The 24,328-nt window shown below is 39.0% G+C and carries 26 protein-coding genes, 3 tRNA genes and 1 rRNA gene; 29 read left to right on the forward strand and 1 reads right to left on the reverse strand.

Going from position 1 to position 24,328, the window contains the following annotated elements:
- The first annotated feature begins 104 nt into the window (after positions 1-104).
- The 16 genes from KO172_RS03845 (at position 105) to KO172_RS03920 (ending at position 11,355) form a co-directional block, all read left to right on the forward strand.
- A complete protein-coding gene (locus KO172_RS03845) occupies positions 105-986 on the forward strand; it encodes a transporter substrate-binding domain-containing protein (protein WP_251320114.1) in 882 nt (293 codons plus the stop codon).
- 8 nt (positions 987-994) lie between these two features.
- Positions 995-1,666: an amino acid ABC transporter permease gene (locus KO172_RS03850; protein WP_215492226.1), complete on the forward strand. Its 672-nt coding sequence runs from the start codon at positions 995-997 to the stop codon at positions 1,664-1,666.
- 9 nt (positions 1,667-1,675) lie between these two features.
- Positions 1,676-2,413, forward strand: coding sequence for an amino acid ABC transporter ATP-binding protein (locus KO172_RS03855; protein ID WP_215492227.1), 738 nt, complete (start codon positions 1,676-1,678; stop codon positions 2,411-2,413).
- Between the two features lie 13 nt (positions 2,414-2,426).
- On the forward strand, positions 2,427-3,407 hold the full coding sequence (locus tag KO172_RS03860; RefSeq protein WP_215492228.1) for a glutathione S-transferase C-terminal domain-containing protein: 981 nt from the start codon (positions 2,427-2,429) through the stop codon (positions 3,405-3,407).
- A gap of 159 nt (positions 3,408-3,566) precedes the next feature.
- A complete protein-coding gene (locus KO172_RS03865; protein ID WP_215492229.1) occupies positions 3,567-4,364 on the forward strand; it encodes a PilN family protein in 798 nt (265 codons plus the stop codon).
- A gap of 100 nt (positions 4,365-4,464) precedes the next feature.
- Positions 4,465-4,541, forward strand: a tRNA-Ile gene (locus tag KO172_RS03870).
- A 4-nt stretch (positions 4,542-4,545) separates the two neighbouring features.
- Positions 4,546-4,621 (forward strand) — tRNA-Phe (locus tag KO172_RS03875).
- A gap of 147 nt (positions 4,622-4,768) precedes the next feature.
- Positions 4,769-5,053, forward strand: coding sequence for a hypothetical protein (locus KO172_RS03880; protein ID WP_215492230.1), 285 nt, complete (start codon positions 4,769-4,771; stop codon positions 5,051-5,053).
- Position 5,054: 1 nt separating this feature from the next.
- Positions 5,055-5,663, forward strand: a complete 609-nt coding sequence (locus KO172_RS03885; protein WP_215492231.1) for a DUF4230 domain-containing protein — start codon at positions 5,055-5,057, stop codon at positions 5,661-5,663.
- A 12-nt stretch (positions 5,664-5,675) separates the two neighbouring features.
- On the forward strand, positions 5,676-6,167 hold the full coding sequence (locus KO172_RS03890) for a ferritin (RefSeq protein WP_215492232.1): 492 nt from the start codon (positions 5,676-5,678) through the stop codon (positions 6,165-6,167).
- Between the two features lie 89 nt (positions 6,168-6,256).
- Positions 6,257-6,793, forward strand: a complete 537-nt coding sequence (locus KO172_RS03895) for a rubrerythrin family protein (protein WP_251320166.1) — start codon at positions 6,257-6,259, stop codon at positions 6,791-6,793.
- A gap of 130 nt (positions 6,794-6,923) precedes the next feature.
- Positions 6,924-8,192 carry a UDP-N-acetylglucosamine 1-carboxyvinyltransferase gene (gene murA, locus KO172_RS03900; protein WP_215492234.1) on the forward strand — a complete coding sequence of 423 codons (1,269 nt, stop codon included), beginning with the start codon at positions 6,924-6,926 and terminating at the stop codon, positions 8,190-8,192.
- 11 nt (positions 8,193-8,203) lie between these two features.
- Complete coding sequence (mreB, locus tag KO172_RS03905) at positions 8,204-9,229, forward strand: rod shape-determining protein MreB (protein WP_215492235.1); 1,026 nt, start codon at positions 8,204-8,206, stop codon at positions 9,227-9,229.
- A gap of 119 nt (positions 9,230-9,348) precedes the next feature.
- Positions 9,349-9,687: an arsenosugar biosynthesis-associated peroxidase-like protein gene (locus KO172_RS03910; protein WP_215492236.1), complete on the forward strand. Its 339-nt coding sequence runs from the start codon at positions 9,349-9,351 to the stop codon at positions 9,685-9,687.
- Positions 9,688-10,638 carry an arsenosugar biosynthesis radical SAM (seleno)protein ArsS gene (gene arsS, locus KO172_RS03915; RefSeq protein WP_215492237.1) on the forward strand — a complete coding sequence of 317 codons (951 nt, stop codon included), beginning with the start codon at positions 9,688-9,690 and terminating at the stop codon, positions 10,636-10,638.
- A 297-nt stretch (positions 10,639-10,935) separates the two neighbouring features.
- Complete coding sequence (locus KO172_RS03920; RefSeq protein WP_215492238.1) at positions 10,936-11,355, forward strand: flavodoxin; 420 nt, start codon at positions 10,936-10,938, stop codon at positions 11,353-11,355.
- Between the two features lie 88 nt (positions 11,356-11,443).
- Here KO172_RS03920 and KO172_RS03925 read toward each other — a convergent pair whose 3' ends face one another.
- A complete protein-coding gene (locus KO172_RS03925; RefSeq protein WP_215492239.1) occupies positions 11,444-12,217 on the reverse strand; it encodes a ZIP family metal transporter in 774 nt (257 codons plus the stop codon).
- A 103-nt stretch (positions 12,218-12,320) separates the two neighbouring features.
- Between KO172_RS03925 and KO172_RS03930 the strand changes: the two genes are divergently transcribed.
- The 13 genes from KO172_RS03930 (at position 12,321) to KO172_RS03990 (ending at position 24,293) form a co-directional block, all read left to right on the forward strand.
- Positions 12,321-12,872 carry a hemerythrin domain-containing protein gene (locus KO172_RS03930; protein WP_215492240.1) on the forward strand — a complete coding sequence of 184 codons (552 nt, stop codon included), beginning with the start codon at positions 12,321-12,323 and terminating at the stop codon, positions 12,870-12,872.
- A 100-nt stretch (positions 12,873-12,972) separates the two neighbouring features.
- The gene (locus tag KO172_RS03935; protein WP_215492241.1) at positions 12,973-13,239 is read left to right on the forward strand and encodes a hypothetical protein; all 267 of its coding nucleotides are present in this window, start codon (positions 12,973-12,975) and stop codon (positions 13,237-13,239) included.
- Positions 13,240-13,412: 173 nt separating this feature from the next.
- Entirely contained in the window at positions 13,413-13,946 is a 534-nt protein-coding gene (locus tag KO172_RS03940) for a TIGR01440 family protein (RefSeq protein ID WP_215492242.1), read from the forward strand.
- Positions 13,947-14,112: 166 nt separating this feature from the next.
- Positions 14,113-15,021: an NAD(P)/FAD-dependent oxidoreductase gene (locus tag KO172_RS03945; RefSeq protein ID WP_215492243.1), complete on the forward strand. Its 909-nt coding sequence runs from the start codon at positions 14,113-14,115 to the stop codon at positions 15,019-15,021.
- A 32-nt stretch (positions 15,022-15,053) separates the two neighbouring features.
- The gene (gene guaB, locus KO172_RS03950; protein ID WP_215492244.1) at positions 15,054-16,517 is read left to right on the forward strand and encodes an IMP dehydrogenase; all 1,464 of its coding nucleotides are present in this window, start codon (positions 15,054-15,056) and stop codon (positions 16,515-16,517) included.
- A gap of 4 nt (positions 16,518-16,521) precedes the next feature.
- Positions 16,522-17,235, forward strand: a complete 714-nt coding sequence (thyX, locus tag KO172_RS03955) for an FAD-dependent thymidylate synthase (protein ID WP_215492245.1) — start codon at positions 16,522-16,524, stop codon at positions 17,233-17,235.
- Positions 17,235-17,840, forward strand: a complete 606-nt coding sequence (locus KO172_RS03960) for a histidine phosphatase family protein (protein ID WP_215492246.1) — start codon at positions 17,235-17,237, stop codon at positions 17,838-17,840. The genes thyX and KO172_RS03960 overlap by 1 nt, the downstream gene beginning before the upstream one ends.
- Before the next feature lie 13 nt (positions 17,841-17,853).
- Complete coding sequence (locus KO172_RS03965; RefSeq protein ID WP_215492247.1) at positions 17,854-19,251, forward strand: MATE family efflux transporter; 1,398 nt, start codon at positions 17,854-17,856, stop codon at positions 19,249-19,251.
- Complete coding sequence (locus tag KO172_RS03970) at positions 19,235-20,224, forward strand: LCP family protein (protein WP_215492248.1); 990 nt, start codon at positions 19,235-19,237, stop codon at positions 20,222-20,224. The genes KO172_RS03965 and KO172_RS03970 overlap by 17 nt, the downstream gene beginning before the upstream one ends.
- A gap of 13 nt (positions 20,225-20,237) precedes the next feature.
- Positions 20,238-21,392 carry an iron-containing alcohol dehydrogenase gene (locus KO172_RS03975; RefSeq protein ID WP_215492249.1) on the forward strand — a complete coding sequence of 385 codons (1,155 nt, stop codon included), beginning with the start codon at positions 20,238-20,240 and terminating at the stop codon, positions 21,390-21,392.
- A 40-nt stretch (positions 21,393-21,432) separates the two neighbouring features.
- On the forward strand, positions 21,433-21,960 hold the full coding sequence (locus KO172_RS03980) for a GNAT family N-acetyltransferase (RefSeq protein WP_215492250.1): 528 nt from the start codon (positions 21,433-21,435) through the stop codon (positions 21,958-21,960).
- 650 nt (positions 21,961-22,610) lie between these two features.
- Positions 22,611-24,145 (forward strand): 16S ribosomal RNA (locus KO172_RS03985).
- A gap of 72 nt (positions 24,146-24,217) precedes the next feature.
- Positions 24,218-24,293 (forward strand) — tRNA-Ala (locus KO172_RS03990).
- Positions 24,294-24,328: the final 35 nt, after the last annotated feature.

Below are 24,328 nucleotides of genomic sequence, written 5' to 3' on the forward strand. Positions count from 1 at the left end.
AAAGCGGTTTACTATAGATATAATTTATTTGACAGAAGCGACAAATGATGTTATATTTTTAATGTGCTGACATTAGTTGGTAACAGAACTTTAGGAGGTTTTTTATGAAAAAGAAATTATTTAGGACTAGTATTTTATTAATGTTGTTGCTATCTTTAGTGATATTTTCAGTAGCTTGCACAAAGAATAATGATACAAGTGACAATAAACCAAAAGAAGAAACAACAGCAAGTACAGATGAAACAAAAACATCTGAAGAACCAAAAGAAGAAGCTACCAATGGTGAAAAGGAAGTTATAAAAATATCAACAACTGGAAACCATGCATTTTTCTCTGAAACTAATGAAAAAACTGGAGAACTTCAAGGTTATGAAATAGATGTTTGGAATGAAATTGCAAAAAGAAATAATTGGGAAATTAAATGGGAGATAGCAGGATTCCCTGGAATTCTTGAGTTATTAGAAGCAGGCCGTGTTGATACTGTAGCTGATCAAATTGGAGTTACTGATGAACGTAAAAAGACATATAATTTTAGTGATGTATATTTCTATGTTCCATATAAGGTTGTAGTAGCAGAAGATAATAACACTATTCATGGAATCAAAGATGTATATGGTAAGAAACTAGGCTTACTTACAAATGATATAGCATATGCGTTTAAAGATCAATTTGACCCAGATGGAAAAATTGAATATGTTGAATACGATGTTAGTACTGCAGTTCATACAGACGTAGCATTAGGACGTATTGACGCATCACTAATGTCTGCTATGCACATCAATGACGTAAAAGAAAAGTCCGGATTAAAAATTAAAGGCGTTGGTGACACTGTTTATACAGAAGATGCTGCATATCCTTTCCATAAAGATGAAAGAGGAGAAAAACTTTTAAAAGAAGTTAACAAGGTTCTTAAAGAATTAAAAGAAGAAGGATTTTTAAGCGAAACAGCAAAAAAATGGTTTGGCTTTGATCCTATGGCTGAGTAAACGTTTGTATGGATCGTTTTAATATAAATCTCTTTTTTAAACTATTTCCAAAAATATTAAGATATTTGCCAGAAACATTTAAGCTGGCATTTATAACTATATTTTTCTCTTTATTAATAGCTTTAATTGTTGCTATTATAAGACAATATAAAATAAAGGGTTTATATACTTTAACGTCAATATATGTTTCATTTTTTAGAGGCACACCATTTATTGCACAGTTATTTTGGTTCTATTATGGACTTGCACAAGTCTTTGAATCAATAAAATCAATGAATCCATTTCAAGCTTTAGTTATATGTATGAGTGCTAACTATGCAGCATTTATGTCAGAAGACATACGTGCTGCATTGAATTCTGTTAGCAGATCTCAGTATGAAGCAGGTCTATCAATAGGAATGTCCCCATTAAAAGTTATACAGAGAATAATAATACCACAAGCAGCTAGAGTTGCTGCACCGGGATTGTCTAATCATTTTATAGGGATATTTAAATCTACATCTATTGGATTTATGATTGGATATAAAGATATGATGGCTGCAGTAAGTTTGGAAACATCTAAAGTATATAGATTTTTGGAAGGATATACAGTTGCTATAGTTATTTATTGGATAATAATTTCAATATTATCATATGGCCAAAAGAAATTAGAAGAGAAGCTTAATTTGAACTATAAGTAGGAGACAATAATGATTAAAATAGAAAATTTATGTAAAAAATTTGATGATTTTGAAGTATTAAAAAACGTTTCACTATCGCTAGAAGAAGGAAAAGTGGCAGTTTTAATTGGTCCTTCAGGATCAGGAAAATCAACATTTTTAAGATGTATAAACTTTCTTGAAAGAGCTGATAAAGGCACTATTAGTATCAATGATTGTACTATTAATTGCGAAACAGCTACTAAAAAAGAAATTAGTCAATTAAGATCTTTAACATCTATGGTGTTTCAAAATTATTGCCTTTTTTTAAACAAAACTGCTCTCGAAAATATAATGGAACCAATGATATCGGTTCAAAAACTTAGTAAAACTGAAGCTAGAGAAAAAGCTCTTGAAATAATAAAATCAATTGGACTATATGACAAACAAGGTAATTATCCAACACAACTTTCTGGCGGTCAACAACAAAGAATTGGTATTGGCAGAGCCATGGCTGTTAATTCTAAGTTAATGCTAATAGATGAGCCAACATCTTCTCTTGATCCTGAATTGGTAGGAGAAGTTTTAAAGCTTTTATATGAATTAGCTAAAGAAAAAACAACTATGATAATTGCAACACATGAGATGAAATTTGCTAAACATATAGCTGACAAAGTTATATTTATTGATAATGGAGAGATAATAGAAGAAGGATCTGCGGAAGAAATTTTTAATAATCCAAAGTCTGAAAGGTTAAAACAATTTTTAAATAAATTTCAGGTAAAATAAAGGAGTATTATTTATGAACTATATTGAATATAACGGAAGAAAAATATCTGTCAGACCTGCTGTAAAGGACTATGAAATTGATGAGAAAGGCGCTTATGTAAGACAGATTCCATGGTTCAGGGAGCCTTTTGGAGAATCATATAAAAACCCTGTAGAAAAAGATAGATATACACTTTTTTGGGCAAAAGATTGCGCTTGGTCTAATCGCGTTGCTATAGTTTATTCATTATTGGGTTTGTGTGAATCAATTAAGGAAGAGATTGTTGATTGGACTGAATTAGATTTGCCTGTTGGCTGGGAATGCGTAAACTCTAAAGATTGTATAAACAAGGAAAGTAATGCTCGTTTTGTTGGCGAGCTATATTATAGAACTGATAGTAATTTTGTAGGAAGACCAGCTGTACCATTGTTATTTGATTATAAAAGGCAAGTAATAGCAAATAATGATTATCACAAAATGACATATTATTTAGAAAAAGATTTTAAATCTCTTCATAAAAAAGGAGCACCTAATTTATTACCAAGTAGCATCGAAAGTGAAATAGTAAAAATGGGCTCTTGGCTTTATGACAATATCAATAACGCTATTTATAGAATGTGCTTTGCTAACAATAAAACACAATACAAGATAGCCTATGATATATTTTACAAGGCTATGGAAGAATTGGAACAAAGACTTGCAAAGTCAAGATTTATCTTTGGTGATTATTTAACAGATTCAGATATACGTCTATTTTCTACATTGGTAAGATTAGATGTGGATTATGGTAAATATTTAAATCTTGATATTTATTTAGCAGATTATAATAATTTGTTTGATTATTGCAGAGAAATATATCAAATAGCAGAAGTAAGTAAAAAAACTTTTTTTAAAAAAATATGTAGGAAAGAATTTAATGAGGAAGATATAAAGAACGTTGAAAAATTATGGTCTGAGAAAATTGATAGGAAGAATAAGATTAAGTCGAGTGATAACATATTTATAATAGAATAAGTATACAATACAGTAGTTTTATGGTTATAACTTAAACATTAATATTTAATTTCTCTATTAGCCTCATCTATATGATGAGGCTTTCCCTTTATTAAATATTTATTACAGAGCATATTTACATGGTAAAAGTGGTATAATTATATCAAAGGAAGTGAGACCATGAATAAAAAACAATTTATGATATTTATAATATGTTTACTGCTTATTGCTTTAGCTGTAGTTTCTTTCGTATATATAAGACAGACAAACTTACTTAGAGAACAGGCAAGGCGCATAAGATATCTTGAAGATCAAATAAGAGAAAAAGAGAGAAAAAACCAGGAGCTAGAAGAAGCTAAAAGAAAAGACGATGAAGAGAGCAAAAAATATTCTAATCTATATGTGGCTATGGCAGACAAATGCGGCTTAAGTATTATGGATGATAGAAAAAAAGCTATGGTAGTTCCTTTGGGAAGCGCTTATGACGAGGAGACTTTAAAAGAAGTTTTAGCAAAGCTAAAGCTATGGTCAGTTTGCTACGATGTCAAGGATATAAACAAGTTACTCGTGCTAGCAAAGGCTGAGGGCACAAGCGATACTTACCTTATGGGTCAAGAATTTTATATCGTAGTTCCTAAGTATAAGGATGCTGAAGTTTCACTTAAAGAGCTTGAACTTTTAGAAAATGGCAAGCTTAATACTGTTGGCAATGAATTTTTAGACGGCAAGAAATTTACTGGACCTGTACTTGTATGCCAAAATATTTCAGACATAGCACCTAATGCACTAATCTGTATCGATGGTGAAGGTAGAGAGATAAAGTTTAGTCCATTTGTCAGTTTGAAAGACGGCGAGCTTATATTGGATGACGAAGTATACAATGCTTATGCCGCTCTTGATATGAAGGTGTATGATAAGACTGATTACGATGAAAATTTATTTAACGAGATCAAGTCTTACTTATATAATTATGATTAGTAAAGGCAGCTCTTAGGGGCTGCCCTTTATATTGTTTAGCTAAAGAAATGAAAAAAATTCTTGACATTTCTACTTCAATAAGGTATAATAATCGTTGTTGGGACCTTTAGCTCAGTTGGTTAGAGCGTCCGGCTCATAACCGGCAGGTCCGGGGTTCGAGTCCCTGAAGGTCCACCAATTTGCCCAGATAGCTCAGTCGGTAGAGCAGTAGACTGAAAATCTACGTGTGGCTGGTTCGATCCCGGCTCTGGGCACCATGCTTAAGTTTTTACTTAAGCTTATTTTTTTGCCCAAAATCAAAAAATGCTAATATTTTCCTATAAAAATATATTTTTGTTTATTTTAAAAGCCTCATGGGTATATTAATAACAGATGATACTAAGTGCAAGGAAAGGATGAATATAATGAATGACGTTCTTCTTATCAATAGGATAGATGTTCAGAAGGAGTATGACAAGAAAAAGAAGGTCTTTTTTATTGTTGACTACAAAAGTGAAGACTACTCTGAGTATAATATAGTGAAGCTACTTTCTAGTTTGGAAGACATTAAGTCTGAGGACATAGTCTTTAGATACAACGGTTTTCAAATCCAAACTGAGATACGAAATATACCTGCCATCTTAAAGGCTTTGATGGATGAGAAAGTTCCTGTCTATAGCGTCTTTGAGATGTATACACCGGTGGTTTAGTATGAGTAGATTATCGCAAAGGCAAAGAAGACTTCGCTTCTACAGATTGCTAGTAATTATACTTATTGCCATCATTGCAATCTACTTCTTCGTTTTTAGAAAGAAGTTTATTGGGGTGAATAAGGAAGAAAGAGTTGACAACTTAAAGGCTTCCATAGAAGACATAGGAGACTTAGTAACTGTCGAGTACAACTACACTGACATATTGACATACAAGGACAGCTTGACTCTTATGGATATGAAGATACCATTCACAGACAAAAGCTACATTATTAAGTATAATGGCTACATAAAGGCCGGCATAGACTTATCAAAGGCGGTAGTAAAGGACGTAGGCGATACTAAAGTTGAGCTTGAAGTACCTAAGGCTACTATCACAGATAGCGTGCTTGATGAGAAGTCCATGGTCATACTTGATCAAAAGAACAATATATTTAATCCACTAGACTTGGGAGACTACCAAGAGACACTTAAGAAAGAATTGAATGCAAGAGAGCTAAAGGCTAAGAAGGACGGCATACTTGAAAGGGCGCAAGATAATGCGGACAAGATTTTAAGAAAAATGCTGCAAAGCCTTGGCTATAAAGATATTAATATAAGTTACATTTAGGAGGTAATTGATATGAAAATTAGTAAGCAAGTTGCAGATGCTCTAGTAGAACAATACAATTTTGAATTGGAAAGTGGCTATATTTACTTAGCTATGGTACATGATTTAAAGGACAAAGCTTGGGATGGCTTCTCTCACTTCATGGACAAACAAGCTGGGGAAGAATATGAACACGCTACAAAGTTTAAAAACTTCATCGAAGAAATCGGTGAAAGAGTTGAATTAAAAGCTATTCCTGAACCAAAGAAGGAATACAAATCAGTTCTTGAAATCTTTAAGACAGCTTACAAACATGAACAAGAAGTTACAAAGAGAATCGAAAACATCTTTGATCTAGCACTTAAGGAAAAGAACTATGTAGTTGTTGAGTTCTTAAACTGGTTCTTAAAAGAACAAGTTGAAGAAGAAGACAACATGAGAACTATCGTTGAAGTATTAGAAAACCTAAAGGATGGCTACACTGGCTTATATCTATATGATAAGGAACTAGGTAGAAGAGAATAATTAAGGTATTTGAGGGTGCTTAAATGCACCCTTTAAATATAGATAGCAGAGCTATAAATATAATTTTAGGAGGAAAAATTTTGAGAGCAATGACACAAACAAACCTTCAATCAGCATTTGGAGGAGAATCACAAGCACACATGCGTTATCTTTACTGGGCAGGAGCTGCAGAAAAGGAAGGCTTCAAGAACATAGCAAGATTATTTGAAGCAACAGCAGAAGCAGAGAGAGTTCACGCTCATCTACACTTCAGAGCAATGAAAGACTTAGAAGGTGACTTCACAGTAACATCAGGAGCAGGTTTCGGAGATCACGGAACATCAAAAAACTTACTTGCAGCAGCAGGTGGAGAACACTTTGAACATACAGAAATGTATCCAAGTTACATATTAGTAGCTGAAGAGCAAGGCGAAAAAGCCGCTGTATCAGCAATGAAATTCGCAGTTGAAGCAGAAAAAGTACACGAAAAATTATTCTTAAAAGCAAAAGAATATATTGATCAAGGCAAGGACCTAGAAGTATCTAAGATATATCTATGCCCAGTATGCGGTTTCATCTCACTAACAGGTGAAGAAGAAAAGTGCCCTATCTGCAGTGCACCAGCATCAAAATTTGTTGAATATTAATACTCTTTAATCAAGAAGTACTTATTGAGTTCTCACACGCAATGTGTGGGAACTTTTTTTATGAAAATAGTAGAATTATTTTAACATATGTGATAAAATAGTACTGATTAATATAGAAAGAGGTAATTCATTGGCAAAGTTACTTATACAAGAATCGAATCCTTTGCTTGGAACAGTAAGAGTCAGCGGTGCAAAGAACGCCGCTCTGCCTATACTTGCTGCGACTATACTTGGCACTGAAGACATAATACTAGAGGACCTACCTAAACTTAAAGACGTCGAAGTTATGTGCGAAGTGCTTTCCTCATTAGGAGCAACGATTGAAAAGATAAACGAACATACAATTAAAATAAATTCAAACACTATTAATAAATACGAAGTAGACTACCAACTAATGCATAAGATGAGAGCATCCTTCATCGTTATGGGTGCGCTTATAGGCAGGATGGGTAAGGCAAGAAGCTCTATGCCGGGAGGCTGCGCGATAGGAGCAAGGCCAGTTGATTTGCACCTAAAAGGTTTTAGATCACTTGGCGTCAACGTCGATGTTGAGGAGAATGATGAGTACACAGACATCTTCGCTCACGCAGATAATTTAGCAGGCAATAAAATTTACCTAGACTTCCCTTCAGTTGGTGCGACACAAAATATCATCTTAGCTGCTGTTCTTGCACAAGGCGAGACAGTTATCGACAACGCGGCGATGGAGCCCGAGATTGTTGATATGGTTAACTTCTTAAACAAGATGGGCGCGAAGATATATGGAGCAGGTACGTCGACTATACGTATTAGAGGTGTTGAAAAGCTTTTTGGTGCGACTCATCAAATCATGCCAGACAGGATAGAGGCGGGCACTTTTATGGTGGCTGCAGCTGCAACACATGGCGACATCATACTTAACAACGTCATAGTAAGTCATATGAGACCAGTCATAGCTAAATTGCGTGAGGCAGGCTGCGACATATATGAAGACACTGACACTTTAAGGATAGTTGCAACAAAGAAGCTTAAACCGATAAAGGTAAAGACACTACCATATCCAGGCTTCCCAACAGATATGCAAGCGCAGTTTATGGCGCTTGAGACCATCATCGAAGGCGAGTCTGAGGTTATAGAGACAGTTTTTGAAAACAGATTTATGCACGTTGATGAGCTAAGAAAGCTTGGCGCCAATATTGACGTAGAAGACAGAACAGCGACAGTTAAAGGCGTAGATAAGCTTCACGGCGCAGAAGTTAGGGCGACAGACCTTAGAGCCGGAGCAGCCCTTGTCATAGCGGCGCTATGCGCAAGTGGCGATACTAAGCTATCGGACATATACCATATCGACAGAGGATATGAAGATTTTGAAGAGAAATTTAGATCTTTAGGCGCAAAAGTCTATAGAGTAGAGGAATAAGGAGGATACGCATGGGATTAAGATCTGATGTAGGCATTGACTTAGGTACAGCTAGTGTACTTGTTTATGTAAAAGGAAAAGGCATAGTACTTAAAGAACCGTCTGTCGTTGCGATAGACCAATATACAAATAAATTCTTGGCTGTTGGCGAAGAAGCAAGAAAGATGCTTGGCAGAACACCAGGAAACATCGTCGCTATAAGACCGCTTAGAGAAGGAGTTATCTCTGACTACAGCGTTACACAAAGAATGCTTAAATACTTCATACAAAAGGCACTTGGCAGAATGCTTTTCAAGCCAAGATTAATTGTTTGCGTTCCAAGCGGCTGTACAGAAGTTGAGAAGAGAGCGGTTATTGAAGCTGCAAACGAAGCAGGCGCAATCAAGACCTACCTTATCGAAGAACCTATCGCAGCAGCTATAGGCGCAGGACTTGACATCACACAACCTAACGGCAACATGATCATAGATATAGGTGGCGGTACAACAGACATCGCAGTTATATCACTTGGCGGCATCGTTGTAAGTAAGTCAATCAAGGTGGCAGGCGACAATTGCGACGAAGCAATCACAAAGTACATTAGAAAGAAATTTAAGATGATGATAGGTGAGAGATCATCCGAAGAGCTAAAGGTAACTATAGGCTGCGCTTATCCACTTGAAGAAGAACAATACATGGAAGTTAAGGGTAGAAATCTTATGAGCGGCCTACCTATGAACGTTGTTGTTTCATCAACAGATATGCTTGAAGCGCTTAAAGAGCCGGTTCAAGAGATCATCGAAGCAGTTCACACAGTACTTGAGAGGACACCACCTGAGCTTGCAGCCGACATCTCTGGCAGAGGCATAATACTTACAGGTGGCGGCGCTTGCTTAAAGGGACTTGACACACTTGTTACAGAACAAACAGGTATACCATGCAGAGTTGCTGAAGATCCAGTAGAGTGCGTTGCTATAGGTACAGGTAAGTCACTTGATTGGGTAGAGATACTTGAGAAGTCAAACAACAAAAGCGGTGCGAGCGTAAGATTTAGATAATTTTATCTATACTTATAAGACAAACTATTAATATTATTTATACAAGAGCGGTTATTGATATAACTGCTCTTTTTTTGGTATAATAGTAGTGGCAAGCATTATAAAAAGGAGGAATAAAAATGAGTCAATATTTTGAAAGAAAAGATTTACAAGAATTCGGCAGAGGCGCTTTAGGCGAACTTAATAAAGAGATGTGGGATAATTTCATGAAGTATTACGCAAGTGTATACCAAGACAGCAAGCTAACAGCTAGAGAAAAATCACTTATCGCACTTGCAGTTGCACATGCTATCCACTGCCCATATTGCATCGAAGCATACACAACAGCATGCTTAGACCAAGGCTACACTAAAGAAGAAATGATGGAAGCAGTTCACGTTGCAAGCTCTATCACAGGAGGAGCAGTACTTGCTTACTCAACTCAAATGAAGAAACTTGCTGACGAGATGGAGATGTAATTGTCTTACCTAAAGAGTTTACAAGAAGCAGTCCAGCCATTTGCAAAGACGGTTGGGTACGATATCTTAGCTAAGGAGCCAAAGACACTGCAGCTAAACATAACGAGGAAGTGTAACCTTGCGTGCAAGCACTGTCACGTCGAGGCCTCACCTACAAGAGATGAGGATATGGATATGAAGACTGCACAGAGGGCCATGGAGATATTAAAGGAGTGGGACTTTACAACTCTTGATATAACAGGCGGCGCGCCAGAGATGAGCAGCGTTTATAAGTACCTCATCGAGACAGCCTCGTCTATGGGTAAGAAGCTTATGACTAGAAGTAACCTTACTATCTTTTTGGATGAAGAATACAAGGACTTACCTGAGTTTTTAAAAGAGCACAAGGTAGAGATCATCGCTTCGCTGCCATTCTACGAGGAAGTAAAGACTGACAAAGTTAGAGGCATAGGCGTCTTTCACGACTCAATCGAGGTCTTGCAAAGGCTATGCAAGCTTGGCTATGGTAGAGATGAAGAACTGCAGCTAAACCTTGTATATAATCCGAGTGGAGCCATGATACCAGCGGGTCAAGAGGAGCTTGAGGCGATATATAGGACCAAGCTTAAAGAGGGGTATGACATCGACTTTAACAATCTATATAGCATGACAAATGCACCTATAGGACGCTTTGGCGAGTGGTTAGATAAGTCGGGCAATATGCAAAAGTACTTAGGAAGACTATGCACTGCCTTCAACCCAGCGACTGTCGATGCACTTATGTGCCTTGACACGCTCTCAGTTGACTACGACGGCAGCCTTCACGACTGCGACTTCAACCTTGCACTCGGAATGAAGATATCAGGGGAGCACAAGAGCATCTTCAACATCGAAAAAGAAGATTTAATCGGAAGAAAAATTAGAACAATGAACCATTGCTACTCATGTACCGCAGGAAGCGGTTCCTCATGAGGTGGAGCATTGGAGTAGTTACTCACATGTAGGCTTTCTGTCATATGACGGGAAGCTTTTTTTATATCTTATATATATATTAAGCTGCTTTTTAATCTTAGGGAGCCAGCTACTATATAGCAGGCCCGCTACTATATACCTCGCTCGCTACTATATAGCTCGTTTCATAAGCCTTATGCGCTTCTTAATACATAGCGTTTCACTTATATAAAAATATTTGCAAAATACTCTTGCTTTTTATAAAAATATATTGTATAATGAATTCAGTTAGCAATGACTAACAAAAGGAGGTTTTTTATGAAAGCGAGCGTAATATTCTGGTCAGGCACAGGCAACACAGAAGCTATGGCGAACGAAATCGCTGCAAAGCTTAAAGAGCTAGGTGCAGATACTAAACTATTGACAGTTGAAGAAGCAAGTGTTGACGATGCAAAGGACGCAGATTTACTTGCATTAGGCTGCCCAGCAATGGGAGCAGAAGAACTTGAAGAAGACTACTTCAGACCTTACTTTGACAGCATCAAAGACGTGATCAAAGACAAAAAAGTTGCTATCTTCGGTTCATACGAGTGGAACAGTGGAGAGTGGATGGACCTTTGGAAAAACGAATGCGCTGACAGCGGCATCGCAGTTGTAGATGCACTTATCGCATATGACCATCCAGATGCAGATGCACTAGCTAAGTGCAGAGAACTTGCAGAAAAATTAATGAAGTAATTATCAAGGAGTGCTAAGCCCCCTTGGCGCCCCTTGTACATATATAAAAAAACTGCCCGCGAAGGCAGTTTTTGTATCGTATGGAGTTTTATCCTAGTAGTATATCTAAGATCATCATGATGACGAAACCAAAGATGATGCCGTATGTGGCTTCTCTTTCGTAGCCTTTTGAGTGCGTATCTGGAATGATTTCGTCGCAGATAACGAATAGCATCGCTCCTGCAGCTGAGGCAAGTACTACTGGAAGTACAGGCTTAAACACATTAACAAGGCCAAATCCAAGAGCGGCGCCTACAGGCTCAACTAAGCCAGTTAGTGCAGCAACTATGAAGGCATACTTCACAGAGTATTTCTCACGCACAAGACTTAGCGCAACGGCTAGACCCTCAGGCATATTTTGAATGCCTATACCAAGGGCAAGCGCAAGACCGTCACTAATGTTTTCGGTACCAAAGCCTACACCTGTTGCCATACCTTCAGGGAAGTTGTGTATGGTTATCGCAATGATGAATAACCAGATCTCACTAAGTGATGATGAGACACCTTCGCGTCTTTTGTCGATAAGGTGCTCGTGCGGCGAGTACTTGTCAATCATGTCAATGATGAAGGCACCAAATAAGATACCTAGTGAAGTGATTATAACAGCTTTGAAGTCGCCACCACCATACTCAATCGATGGCATAACAAGCGAAAAGCAAGTCGCAGCTAGCATGATACCTGCTGCAAAGCCAAGCATCATATCTAAAAGCTTCTGTGATACATTCTTAGTAAAAAATACGGGCACAGCACCTAAGGCAGTCATTAGACCTGGAAAGACAAGTCCTATTGCGATGGTAGCCTCCCTACTTAATAAATTGTTCATATGTGCATCCCCTTAAGATAATTTATTTAAGAGCATTTTATTATAAAATATTTTAAAAGTCAAGAAAAAGGGTATAAAGAACTTGCAAAGGAGTTGAAAAAAGATGTATTATATAGATACACTTAAAAGCGAACACGAACATATAATTAAACTCACAGACCATATACTTAAAGTTTCAAAAGACATCTTGCACGGCACAGTAAATTCTAGTGATATATTGACCATAACAGACGTGATTAGAAACTATGCAGATAAATATCATCACAAAAAAGAAGAGGACCTAGTCTTCAAAGCTATGCTAGAATATCTTGGTGAGCTTGCTGAGAAACTTGTTACAAGCGGCATGCTTGTTGAGCACGACCTAGCACGTTACGAGCGCATGATGATAGAATTTAGTCTTGAAAGCTACGAAAAAGATAAATCAGATGAGGCGCGCCTTGAACTCATAGGCCACCTTATGAGCTATCGCTCGCTACTTATTAGACACGCAGACAAAGAGAACAAGGTAGTCTATCCATTTGCAATGAAGAACTTGCCAGAAGATGTGCAAAGAAAACTTGACGAAGAGACAAGGGTCTTCGAAGAAGAAAATAAAGAACAAAGAGAAAAGTACTTAAAGATCATAAACGATTTTGAATTGGTAACAATTTTATAAGGAATTTAATAAAAATGATGTCAATGCTACTCATTGAGCTTATAGCTTAAGGGTAGCATTTTAATTTTGTATGATATCGCTTTTAAGTGCGTTGCATAATATGGACTTAAAAAGAGCTACACAAGCAGCACCTGCACAAGCACCACAAACACCACCAGCACCTGTACCAAATCCACAAGAGAATGGTAATGAAGGTGCAGATGAAGATAAGGGTAAGCCAACAAAGCCTGTTGTTCAAAAGAATCAGATTAATAAAAATGAAGACGAAGCTTCAAAGCAAGAAAGAAGTTCTACGATTTTCTTAAGAAGCATGCTGTGTATGACACAGGCTACGAACTTAAGGAAGATGACAAGATCATTAATCTAGTTACTTGCACTTATGAGAAGAAGAATCAAAGACTCATAGTGCTAACAATTGTAGATAAATAAGAGAAGCGCCTCCCGTGCATAATGCATGGGGGCGTTTTTATATGAGTGGATTGACAAGCTAGGGCCTTTGGTATAGAATGGGTATATAGATAGTAGTAAGGAGTGATATATATGGAATACAAAGAGGCGCTTAAGAAGGTACTTGATGAGTTTCAAGCTGAGGCAAATTTAAAAGAAGGCGAGATACTTGTTGTTGGCTGCTCGACTAGTGAGGTCGTTGGTGGCAAGATTGGCAAGGCTTCGTCTATGGATGTTGCAAAGGAATTCATCGAAGCCTTTATGGACTTTGCCAAAGAGCACAAGGTCTACCTTGCTTTCCAATGCTGCGAGCACTTGAACAGGGCTATAGTTACTACAAAAGAGTGCATGGAGAAGTACTTCTTAGAAGAGGTAAGTGTTGTTCCTAAGATGCATGCTGGAGGTTCTATGGCGACTATCGCATATAAGAAGCTAGATGAGCCTGTAGTTGTTGAGTATATACAAGGCCACGGTGGTATCGACATAGGTGACACCTTTATAGGCATGCACATCAAGCCTGTCGCTGTACCTGTAAGAGTAAGCGTGAAAGAGATAGGTGAGGCTCACCTTACACTTGTTAGAAGAAGACCTAAGCTAATAGGTGGCGAGAGGGCACAGTATAAGTAGTTAGATAAGAGGAGTGAGGAGCTCCTCTATTTTATTAACGAGGTCTATAGTGAGAAGTAGATAAGGAAAAAATATGAAGAAATATCTTAGTCAATGCTTGAAAAAGACTTGAATATGTGATAAAATGATATGAAGATAATTTTAATTATTAGTAAAGGAGGATAAAATGTACGATATTATTGTAGTGGGCGCCGGCCCTGCAGGTGTATCTGCTGCACTATATGCAAAGAGCCGTGGCTTCAATGTGCTTTTATTAGAAAAGGACGAAGTCGGAGGACTTATTAAAGGCGTTTCACACGTGACACACTATGTTGGACTAGATGAAAACGAGTCAGGTGAGACTTTTAGAGAGAAGCTTGAAGAGCAAATCGCAGACGCTGACATCGAGCTTAAGTATGAAGAGGTTATTGATCTTGACTTAAAATATGAAGTGAAGAAGGTAAAGACTAGACAAAATTCTTACAATGCAAAGGTCGTTATAATTGCAATGGGCTCTACTCCAAAGGATCTTGGCCTTGAGAACGAAAAGGAAATTGGTGTTGAACACTCAGCACTAGGACTTGATGATGAGATCGAAGACAGAATCATCTTCGTAGCAGGTGGTTCAGACGGAGCAGCAAAGGAAGCACTACACCTTTCTAAGCTTGCAAAGAAGGTCTACCTTATCGAAGAGAGAGATGAGCTTGGCATGATTGATGAGTTCAGAGAAAAGATTGAAAATTCTGACAACATCGAAGCTATGACATCTTCGAAGATTGTAAGTGCAAGCGGCACTAAGGACAAAATCACTGAAGTTTGCATATACGATTCTAACGAAAAGGAAGAAAAGATATTTGAAAACGGCGAGGACGAATTTTTAATCTTTGCCTACATCGGACAAAAGCCTAACACTGAGCTAATCAAGGATAGCTTAGAGATGGCGGGTGCATTCATAAAGACTGACGGAGTAAAGACATCCATACCGGGTGTGTTTGCTTGCGGCGATATTATAGATAAAAAGATTAGACAGATAGCAACTGCTGTAGCTGAAGGCTGCACATGCGCTATCGAAGCACAAAAGTACTTGGGATATTAGTACTTAAATATTACGAAGAAGGGGTGTAAAAGATGGAGTTTATTGGAAACGCACTGACATTTGACGATATACTACTAGTGCCAAATTTTTCACAAATTTTGCCTAGAGAAACTAGTACTGAAACAAGACTAACTAAGAAGATCAAACTAAATATACCGATGATGAGTGCTGGCATGGATACAGTAACTGAATCAAAGATGGCGATCGCTATGGCAAGAGAAGGCGGTATTGGTATCATTCACAAGAACATGTCTATAGAGGACCAAGCTATCGAAGTTGACAGAGTTAAGAGAAGTGAGCACGGTGTTATCACTGATCCTTTCTACTTATCTGCTGAGCATAAGATTGCTGATGCTGAAGCCATTATGAAAAAGTACAAAATCTCTGGTGTGCCTATAACTGATGAAGACGGTAAACTAGTTGGTATCATCACTAACAGGGACATGAGATTTGAAACTAACATGGAAAAGAAGATTGCCGAAGTTATGACTAAGGATCATCTTGTAACTGGCAAGGAAGGTGTTTCCATGGACGGAGCTTTGGAAGTTATGAAGGTTCACAAGATTGAAAAACTTCCAATAGTTGACGATGAGAACCACTTAAGAGGCCTTATCACTATTAAGGATATAGAAAAGTCAATCGAGTTTCCAAACTCTGCAAAGGACTCACAAGGAAGACTACTATGCGGTGCTGCTGTAGGTATAACTGAAGATATGCTTCAAAGAGTTAAGGCTCTATATGATGCAAAGGTTGACGTTATCGTTCTAGACACTGCACACGGTCACTCAAAGGGCGTACTTGATGCTGTTAGAAAGATCAAGGAAAACTTCCCTGACTTACAAGTTATAGCAGGTAACGTTGCAACTTACGAAGGCACTAAGGCTCTAATGGAAGCTGGTGCTGACTGCGTTAAGGTTGGTATAGGACCTGGATCTATCTGTACAACAAGAGTTGTTACAGGTATCGGTGTTCCACAAGTAAGCGCCATCATGGAAGCTTACAGAGCATCTCAAGAAACTGGTATACCTATCATCGCTGATGGTGGTATCAAGTACTCTGGAGACGTAACTAAGGCGATAGCTGCTGGTGCAGATGTTGTCATGATGGGATCATTATTTGCAGGAACTGACGAATCACCAGGAGAAGAAGTTATCTTCGAAGGTAGAAGATACAAAGAATACAGAGGTATGGGCTCACTTGCAGCAATGAAGGCTGGTTCATCTGATAGATACTTCCAATCAAAGGCTAAAAAGTATGTACCAGAAGGTGTTGAAGGTAGAGTTCACTACAAGGGCAAAGTTGGGGAAGTTATATATCAATTACTTGGCGGCTTGAAATCAGGTATGGGTTACCTTGGATGCAAGGACATCCCTACACTTAAGACTAATTCAAGATACGTTCAAATTACAAGCGCATCACTAATTGAAAACCATCCACATGACATAACTATCACTAAGGAGACTCCAAACTACTCGCCTAAGAACAATAGGGATTAAGATTATGGATAAGATGTTAAAAGTTTTAGACAATGGCTACGTAAGGCTAGTAAACCATTTGGGTAGTGACCTTACAGTAGTAAATGCAGCTAGGGTTTCTTATCAAAAAGAATCCTTCGAGCTTGATCAAAATGACGAGAAGCTAATAAGTTTCTTAGCTAAGCACGATCATACATCGCCATTTAGACATGCTATGCTGCAATTCGAAGTCTACGCACCACTTATGGTTGCTAGACAATGGTGGAAGTACATCATAGGTTCTTCTCACATGGAAGGCATAGGCGACACTATGAACGGCTGGAACGAGTCTTCAAGACGTTACGTTACTGAAGAGCCTGTCTTCTACGTTCCGAACGAGAACGAGTGGAGAAGTATGCCGGATAATAAAAAGCAAGGCAGCGGTGACCCGGTTGCTGCTGAATTAGGTTCTGAATATACGAAAGAGCTTCTTGAGCTTATTGAAAAGGGCCAAGGCCTATACGAAAAGGCTATGGAAGACGGCATTTGCTCTGAGCAAGCAAGATTATTCTTACCAGCTTATGGCTTATATGTAAGATGGTACTGGACAGCTTCTTTGCAATCAGTTGCACACTTCATCAAGCAAAGGATGGACGGCCACGCACAAAAAGAAATTAGAGACTATGCAAAGGTTATTTACGACTTAAGTTTGGAAGACTTCCCAGTAGCTATGAAGGCTCTTATTGAAAACGTAAATTAATGATAATATATTTTACAAGGCACGGTTTAACAGAATACAATAAGGAGAGGAGAATTCAAGGTTTACTTGATTCTCCTCTTACAATTGAAGGCAAAGATAAGGCGAAGGAGCTTGGAGAGCGCTTAAGAGGTGAGGGCATAGAGCTTATATACTCCTCTGATCAAAAGAGGGCTATGGACAGTGCTAATATTATTAACGAGGCCTTAAATCTTGAGATAAGACCAAGAAGAACACTGCGCGAGGTATCAATGTTAAGTCATGAAGGTATGACTTGGGCAGAGAGCGTTGCTACTGATCCAGAGCGTGAGGACCTTATTATGCAAAGACCCGATTTATTTAACGAAGGCGGCATATATCCATACAAGGACGCGCTAGAGGATGCGGAGGCCTTCTTGAAGGAACTGATTAAATGCAGTTATGAGAAGGTTCTAGTTGTAACGCACGGAAGCAAGCTTAGAGTAATAACAACTGTGCTTGAAGGATTTGACTTAAAGGACGCAAACAGGGTAGAGCTTATAAAAGGCTTAAGCCTTAAGATTTATAAGTACGATGGAAGTGAGTTTACGCTCCTTCACGACGACCACGACTACGACAATTTTGTATAGGAGGCAAGATGAGATGAGAGAGGATAGATACGACAATCCCTTAGTTAGAAAACCAATTTATCAATTATTAATAAAGTATGCAGTGCCATCTATACTATCATTCTTGGTAAGCGCCATCTACAATATAGTTGACCAGATCTTCATAGGCAACATTGTAGGTCACCTTGGCAATGCGGCAACGACAGTTAGCTTTCCCATAGGCATAATATCTACAGCGCTAGCACTACTTTTAGGCATAGGAACTGCGTCGAACTTCAGTATATACAAGGGCAGAGGTGACGACGAGAGAGCAGAAAGGATTGTTGCGACAGGCATCACAGGACTGCTTTTCGTGTCAATTGTGGAGCTCGTTATAGTCATAGCCTTTCTAGATCCATTGTTAAGGCTTTTTGGCGCGAGTGACAATATATTCCACTACGCACACGACTACGCTTTTATAACATCACTTGCGATAGTCTTCGTTGTGTTTTCAATAGCACTCTCGCACATAATTAGAGCGGACGGTTCGCCAAAGTATGCGATGATGCTTAACGTTACAGGTGCAATACTTAATGTTATCTTGGACTACATATTTATGATTCACTTCAAGATGGGCATCAAGGGTGCTGCATGGGCAACATTCATAGGTCAAGCAGTAAGCTTTGTTCTAGCACTGTATTATATATTCTTCTTGAAAGATAATCCAATTCGTAAAAAGGATTTCAAGATACATCCAGAGGAACTAGCAGCTATATTGAAGCTTGGTTCGGCAGCATGTATCAATCAATTAGCAATGGTAGTTGTGCAGATAGTTATGAATAACGTTATGACATACTACGGAGCAATGAGTAAGTACGGACCCGACATACCACTAGCCGCGGTCGGCATAGCCTCGAAGCTATATATAGTCTTGATTGGCTTCAACATAGGACTCGCACAAGGTGGTCAGCCAATCATTGGTTATAACTACGGAGCAAAGATATACAGACGTGTAAAGGATACCTACCTAACGACCATCAAGATATCTGTCATATACAGCACGGTCTTCTTCTTGCTAGTTGAAATATGGCCGCAAATCTTTGTTAATATCTTCGGTAAAGGCAACGAACTATACATGGAGTTTACAACTATACTACTAAGAATCACTATGATAATGACAGCACTAAACGGACTTCAACCAATCACGGCAAACTTCTACACATCCATAGGCAAGGCGAAACTTGGTATCTTTGTTTCATTAACAAGACAGGTTTTATTCTACCTACCACTGATTATAGTTTTGCCACAATTCTATGGCATACTTGGAGCACTTTACGCAACACCAATCGCAGATTTCATAGCCTTTGTACTTGCAATGTACTTTGTAATTAGAGAGTTTAAAGCTATGAATAGAGCGGGAGATGAGGTAATATTAAATGCAGAAATTCGTTAAATTTTTTAAAATATTTTTAATAACAATACTAGTTTGCATACTGTTCTTCGGCTTGTATTATTATAAGAAGCTTTCTAAGAAGGACAACAAACTAGTTATAGTTGATGAGACTAAGATCAATCAGAAGACGACAGATAAGCTTGAAGGAGAGCTAGTATTTGCTTTCTTCGGTATAGATGGAGAGAACGGTCTTGGCTATATCAAGCAAAAACTTGCAAGGCTTGATGGCAAGACTGGAGAGGATAGGTACTTCACTACAGGTAACCCATCAGATACCATGATGCTAGTAAAGATTGACAAGAAGACAGCTAAGGTTAATGTCGTGAGCGTGCCAAGAGATACTAAGGTCAAGATAGTAAATCACGAAGGCTTAAGAAAGATTAACGCATCTTTTGCAAAGGACGGACCTTACGCGGCCATTGATACACTTAGAGAGTTTTCGAACGTTGACTTTACTAATTACATTGCCGTAGACTACAAAGGCGTTAAGGCTATAGTCGACATCATAGGCGGCATAGAAGTAGATGTGCCGTTCGACATGGACTATGACGACCCAACAGACACACCACCACTACACATTCACTTAAAGAAGGGCAAGCAAAAGCTCGATGGTAAAAGTGCGATGGAGTTTCTTAGATTCAGAAAGTCGAACGAAGGACAGGGTGATAAGTTCCTTGGCGACGTCGGTAGAGTAACTCATCAGCAGTACTTTATAAAGGAGCTTATGAAGCAAACACTTAGCGCAAAGAACATTGCAAAATTGCCACGCATGATACAAGCAGGACTTGAGCATGTCTTGACAAACATTAGCATAGATGAGATGCTTGATTTGGCAAAGGTATTTACAGCCTACAAGCCAGACAAGCTTACTATAGAGACAATACCAGGCACAGATAAGTTTGAAGGTGGCGCGTCTTACTTCATCGCAGATGAGGAAGAGACAGCAAAGCTATTTACAAAGATATTTAAGTAATAGGAGGAGAAAGATGGACGCATTTTATTTTTACAATCCAGTTAAAATTCATTTTGGAGAAGGATCAATTAGAGCACTAAAGGAAGAGATGAAACCATATAAGAAGGTTTTACTTACTTATGGCAAAGGCAGCATCAAGAAGAACGGCATCTACGACAAAGTTATGGAAGCACTTGAAGGCAAGGAAGTTTACGAGCTTTCAGACATAATGCCAAACCCAAGAGTAGAGAAAGTTTATGAAGGCATAAAGTTAGTTAAGGACAACGGCATCGACTTCATACTAGCAGTTGGCGGTGGCTCAACTATCGACTGCTCTAAGGCAATAGCTGCAGGTGCAAAGACAGATGAGGACTTCTGGAAAAAATACTTTATCGACAAAGACGATGTACTTGATGCAACTCCACTAGGAAGCGTGCTTACAATGGCAGGCACAGGAAGCGAGATGGACAACGGCGGCGTTATCACAAACTGGGAGGAACAATTAAAGCTAAGCTTCGGCGGCGACCCGTGCTATCCAAAATTCTCAATACTTGATCCAACATACACATATTCACTACCTAAGCACCACTTAATCAGCGGCACAGTAGATATGTTCAGTCACATCATGGAAGAGTACTTCTCAATGCCAGACGAAGAAAATACAACAGACGAAATCAGCGAAGCACTTATGAAAACTATAATCGAAAATATCTATATAGCACTAGACGACCCAAGAAACTACAGAGCAAGAGCCAACCTTATGTGGGTATCGACACTTGCCATCAACGGCCTAACATCACTAGGAAAGCGTTCAGACTGGCTAAGCCACAGACTTGAACACACATTATCAGCCTTCTACGACGTTTCACACGGCATGGGACTTGCAGTAATGCATCCAAATTACTTAAAATATGTTTACAAGGGACACGAAAAGAAATTTAGAAGATGGGCAGAAAACGTTTGGAAGATGGACACATCTAAGATGACAGACGACGAAGCGGCACTTAAGTCCATAGAAAGATTGCAAGAATTCTTCAAATCCATAGGTGCACCAACAACACTTAAAGAACTTGGAATACCAAAGGACAATATTGAAGCCATGGCAAAGAAGACAGGCGTATACAAGACAAGCTACTCAGACCTAAAACTACAAGACGTAATCAATATCTACGAGCAAGCATACGAATAAAAGATAAACAAAAAAATATATATAAGGGAAGAAATTTTTAATGAAAGACATTACTACAGATAAACTAATCCTAAGAGACGCAAAAGTCAGCGATGCACAAGACATGTTTGAATACGCTAAACTTGAAGAAGTGACAAAATATCTTTCATGGAAAGCACATCAAACAGTCAAAGACTCAGAGAAAATTTTAGATTTACTAAGCAAAGAAGCAAAAGAGAAAGACTCCTACGTACTTAAAGCCATAGTCCTAAAAGAAAATAATAAGATGATAGGCACCATAGACGCGAGAATCTTTGGAGAGGATTTAAAAGACGCAGAGTTCGGTTACTGCCTTAACCCAAAGTATTGGAACAAAGGTTACATGAGCGAAGCACTTAAAGCATTTATGAAAGCACTTCATAAAGAACACAGCGTAGAGAATATATTTGGCTGCTTCGAAAGAGAGAACATAGGATCGAAGAGAGTTATGCAAAAGAACGAGATGTACTACTACGAAACAGTAAAGAGAAACTTTAAGAACAAAGGTGAGGTCGAACTCATAAGATACAAAGAACTTAATACAAAGTAAGACAAAAGATATAAAGCAGTGGAGTGAGTCCACTGCTTTTTTTGTATGCAAAGGCATTTTGCATGATGAGTAAAATTGCTACACGAATGACGAATCGATGATATGTGACGATCGATTGATGAGTGACTTGCATTAGATAAGGCAAAAAGAAAAAGAGATTGGCGTGCACTAGAGTTGTGACGATTGATACAATAGTGTAAAGTAAATTGACTAAATTTTGAATAATGTAATATTGTATGTAAAAGTAAAATTATTTAAAAATTAAAAATTAAAAATTAATTTCTTAGATAAAATGTGATGATTGGGCGAAGTGGACTGACGAGGCAAGCGGAGTGTATAAGTACATACTCGAGCATGCCGAGGAGGGAACGAGCTCAAGGGCGCATTTTAGCAAGAAATATACTACAGCTAGTATTAGACGAAGGATCTAGATACAAGCTTTAAAATTTTTTTAAAAAATTTTAAAAAAAGAGAAAAAAGACTTGACAAAGGTAAGGAATAAATGGTAGAATGGATAAGTCATCTGGAAAGACTCCAGGTGGCAAGCAAAACTGAATAAAAGTGAAAAGAACGATTTAAACCAATCAATTTTTATTGATAAATAATTTCGAATTTAAGAGCCAAGGTTAACTTGGGATTAAATAAACCATTTAATCGAGAGTTTGATCCTGGCTCAGGACGAACGCTGGCGGCGTGCTTAACACATGCAAGTCGAACGATGAAAGAGAATCCGATCTCTTCGGAGTGAAGAATCTCTGGATTAGTGGCGGACGGGTGAGTAACGCGTGAGCAATCTGCCTTACACAAAGGGATAGCCTCGGGAAACCGGGATTAATACCATATGATATCACATCTTCGCATGAAGAAGTGATTAAAGAATTTCGGTGTAAGATGAGCTCGCGTCCCATTAATTAGTTGGTGAGGGTAACGGCCCACCAAGATAGCGATGGGTAGCCGATCTAAGAGGATGACCGGCCACATTGGAACTGAGAAACGGTCCAAACTCCTACGGGAGGCAGCAGTGGGGAATATTGCACAATGGGGGAAACCCTGATGCAGCGACGCCGCGTGAGCGATGAAGGCTTTCGAGTCGTAAAGCTCTGTCCTATGGGAAGATAATGACGGTACCATAGAAGAAAGCCCCGGCTAATTACGTGCCAGCAGCCGCGGTAATACGTAAGGGGCGAGCGTTGTCCGGAATTATTGGGCGTAAAGAGTGCGTAGGCGGCAAATTAAGTCAGATGTGAAAACTAAGGGCTCAACCCATAGATTGCATCTGAAACTGATATGCTTGAGTCAAGGAGAGGAAAGTGGAATTCCTAGTGTAGCGGTGGAATGCGTAGATATTAGGAGGAATACCGGTGGCGAAGGCGACTTTCTGGACTTGTACTGACGCTGAGGCACGAAAGCGTGGGGAGCAAACAGGATTAGATACCCTGGTAGTCCACGCCGTAAACGATGAGTGCTAGGTGTCTGCTCATACGAGTAGGTGCCGTACGTTAACACAATAAGCACTCCGCCTGGGGAGTACGTACGCAAGTATGAAACTCAAAGGAATTGACGGGGACCCGCACAAGCAGCGGAGCATGTGGTTTAATTCGAGGCTACGCGAAGAACCTTACCAGGACTTGACATACCAAGGAAAGTTTTTAGAGATAAAAACCCTAGATTTATCTACCTTGGATACAGGTGGTGCATGGTTGTCGTCAGCTCGTGTCGTGAGATGTTGGGTTAAGTCCCGCAACGAGCGCAACCCTTACATTTAGTTACTAACAGGTTAAGCTGAGGACTCTAGATGGACTGCCGATGACAAATCGGAGGAAGGTGGGGATGACGTCAAATCATCATGCCCTTTATGTCCTGGGCTACACACGTGCTACAATGGTCGGTACAAAGAGAAGCGAAATAGCGATATCAAGCAAACCTCAAAAAACCGATCCCAGTTCGGATTGATCTCTGCAACTCGAGATCATGAAGCCGGAGTTGCTAGTAATCGCAGATCAGAATGCTGCGGTGAATGCGTTCCCGGGTCTTGTACACACCGCCCGTCACACCATGGGAGTAGGCAATACCCGAAGCCTGTGAGCTAACCGTAAGGAGGCAGCAGTCGAAGGTAGGGTCAATGACTGGGGTGAAGTCGTAACAAGGTAGCCGTATCGGAAGGTGCGGCTGGATCACCTCCTTTCTAAGGAGAACATTAGTTCTTTTCACTTTGGGCTTTGCTTAAAAACAAATACCCAAACAAAACCATCAACATGGGGGTGTAGCTCAGTTGGGAGAGCACCTGCCTTGCAAGCAGGGGGTCAGGAGTTCGAATCTCCTCATCTCCACCATGACTTTTCAAAAGAAAAGTCAAAACCAAATAAAA

The organism is Fenollaria sporofastidiosus, from assembly GCF_943169635.2.
GTDB lineage: Bacteria > Bacillota > Clostridia > Tissierellales > Peptoniphilaceae > Fenollaria > Fenollaria sporofastidiosus.

Excerpts from the sequence above, each read along its gene's own strand:
- KO172_RS03845 (WP_251320114.1), top strand. The coding sequence starts at position 105 with ATGAAAAAGAAATTATTTAGGACTAGTATTTTATTAATGTTGTTGCTA.
- KO172_RS03850 (WP_215492226.1), top strand. The coding sequence starts at position 995 with ATGGATCGTTTTAATATAAATCTCTTTTTTAAACTATTTCCAAAAATA.
- KO172_RS03855 (WP_215492227.1), top strand. The coding sequence starts at position 1,676 with ATGATTAAAATAGAAAATTTATGTAAAAAATTTGATGATTTTGAAGTA.
- KO172_RS03860 (WP_215492228.1), top strand. The coding sequence starts at position 2,427 with ATGAACTATATTGAATATAACGGAAGAAAAATATCTGTCAGACCTGCT.
- KO172_RS03865 (WP_215492229.1), top strand. The coding sequence starts at position 3,567 with ATGAATAAAAAACAATTTATGATATTTATAATATGTTTACTGCTTATT.
- KO172_RS03880 (WP_215492230.1), top strand. The coding sequence starts at position 4,769 with ATGAATGACGTTCTTCTTATCAATAGGATAGATGTTCAGAAGGAGTAT.
- KO172_RS03885 (WP_215492231.1), top strand. The coding sequence starts at position 5,055 with ATGAGTAGATTATCGCAAAGGCAAAGAAGACTTCGCTTCTACAGATTG.
- KO172_RS03890 (WP_215492232.1), top strand. The coding sequence starts at position 5,676 with ATGAAAATTAGTAAGCAAGTTGCAGATGCTCTAGTAGAACAATACAAT.
- KO172_RS03895 (WP_251320166.1), top strand. The coding sequence starts at position 6,257 with ATGACACAAACAAACCTTCAATCAGCATTTGGAGGAGAATCACAAGCA.
- mreB (WP_215492235.1), top strand. The coding sequence starts at position 8,204 with ATGGGATTAAGATCTGATGTAGGCATTGACTTAGGTACAGCTAGTGTA.
- KO172_RS03910 (WP_215492236.1), top strand. The coding sequence starts at position 9,349 with ATGAGTCAATATTTTGAAAGAAAAGATTTACAAGAATTCGGCAGAGGC.
- KO172_RS03920 (WP_215492238.1), top strand. The coding sequence starts at position 10,936 with ATGAAAGCGAGCGTAATATTCTGGTCAGGCACAGGCAACACAGAAGCT.
- KO172_RS03925 (WP_215492239.1), bottom strand. The coding sequence starts at position 12,217 with ATGAACAATTTATTAAGTAGGGAGGCTACCATCGCAATAGGACTTGTC.
- KO172_RS03930 (WP_215492240.1), top strand. The coding sequence starts at position 12,321 with ATGTATTATATAGATACACTTAAAAGCGAACACGAACATATAATTAAA.
- KO172_RS03935 (WP_215492241.1), top strand. The coding sequence starts at position 12,973 with ATGGACTTAAAAAGAGCTACACAAGCAGCACCTGCACAAGCACCACAA.
- KO172_RS03940 (WP_215492242.1), top strand. The coding sequence starts at position 13,413 with ATGGAATACAAAGAGGCGCTTAAGAAGGTACTTGATGAGTTTCAAGCT.
- KO172_RS03945 (WP_215492243.1), top strand. The coding sequence starts at position 14,113 with ATGTACGATATTATTGTAGTGGGCGCCGGCCCTGCAGGTGTATCTGCT.
- guaB (WP_215492244.1), top strand. The coding sequence starts at position 15,054 with ATGGAGTTTATTGGAAACGCACTGACATTTGACGATATACTACTAGTG.
- thyX (WP_215492245.1), top strand. The coding sequence starts at position 16,522 with ATGGATAAGATGTTAAAAGTTTTAGACAATGGCTACGTAAGGCTAGTA.
- KO172_RS03960 (WP_215492246.1), top strand. The coding sequence starts at position 17,235 with ATGATAATATATTTTACAAGGCACGGTTTAACAGAATACAATAAGGAG.
- KO172_RS03965 (WP_215492247.1), top strand. The coding sequence starts at position 17,854 with ATGAGAGAGGATAGATACGACAATCCCTTAGTTAGAAAACCAATTTAT.
- KO172_RS03970 (WP_215492248.1), top strand. The coding sequence starts at position 19,235 with ATGCAGAAATTCGTTAAATTTTTTAAAATATTTTTAATAACAATACTA.
- KO172_RS03975 (WP_215492249.1), top strand. The coding sequence starts at position 20,238 with ATGGACGCATTTTATTTTTACAATCCAGTTAAAATTCATTTTGGAGAA.
- KO172_RS03980 (WP_215492250.1), top strand. The coding sequence starts at position 21,433 with ATGAAAGACATTACTACAGATAAACTAATCCTAAGAGACGCAAAAGTC.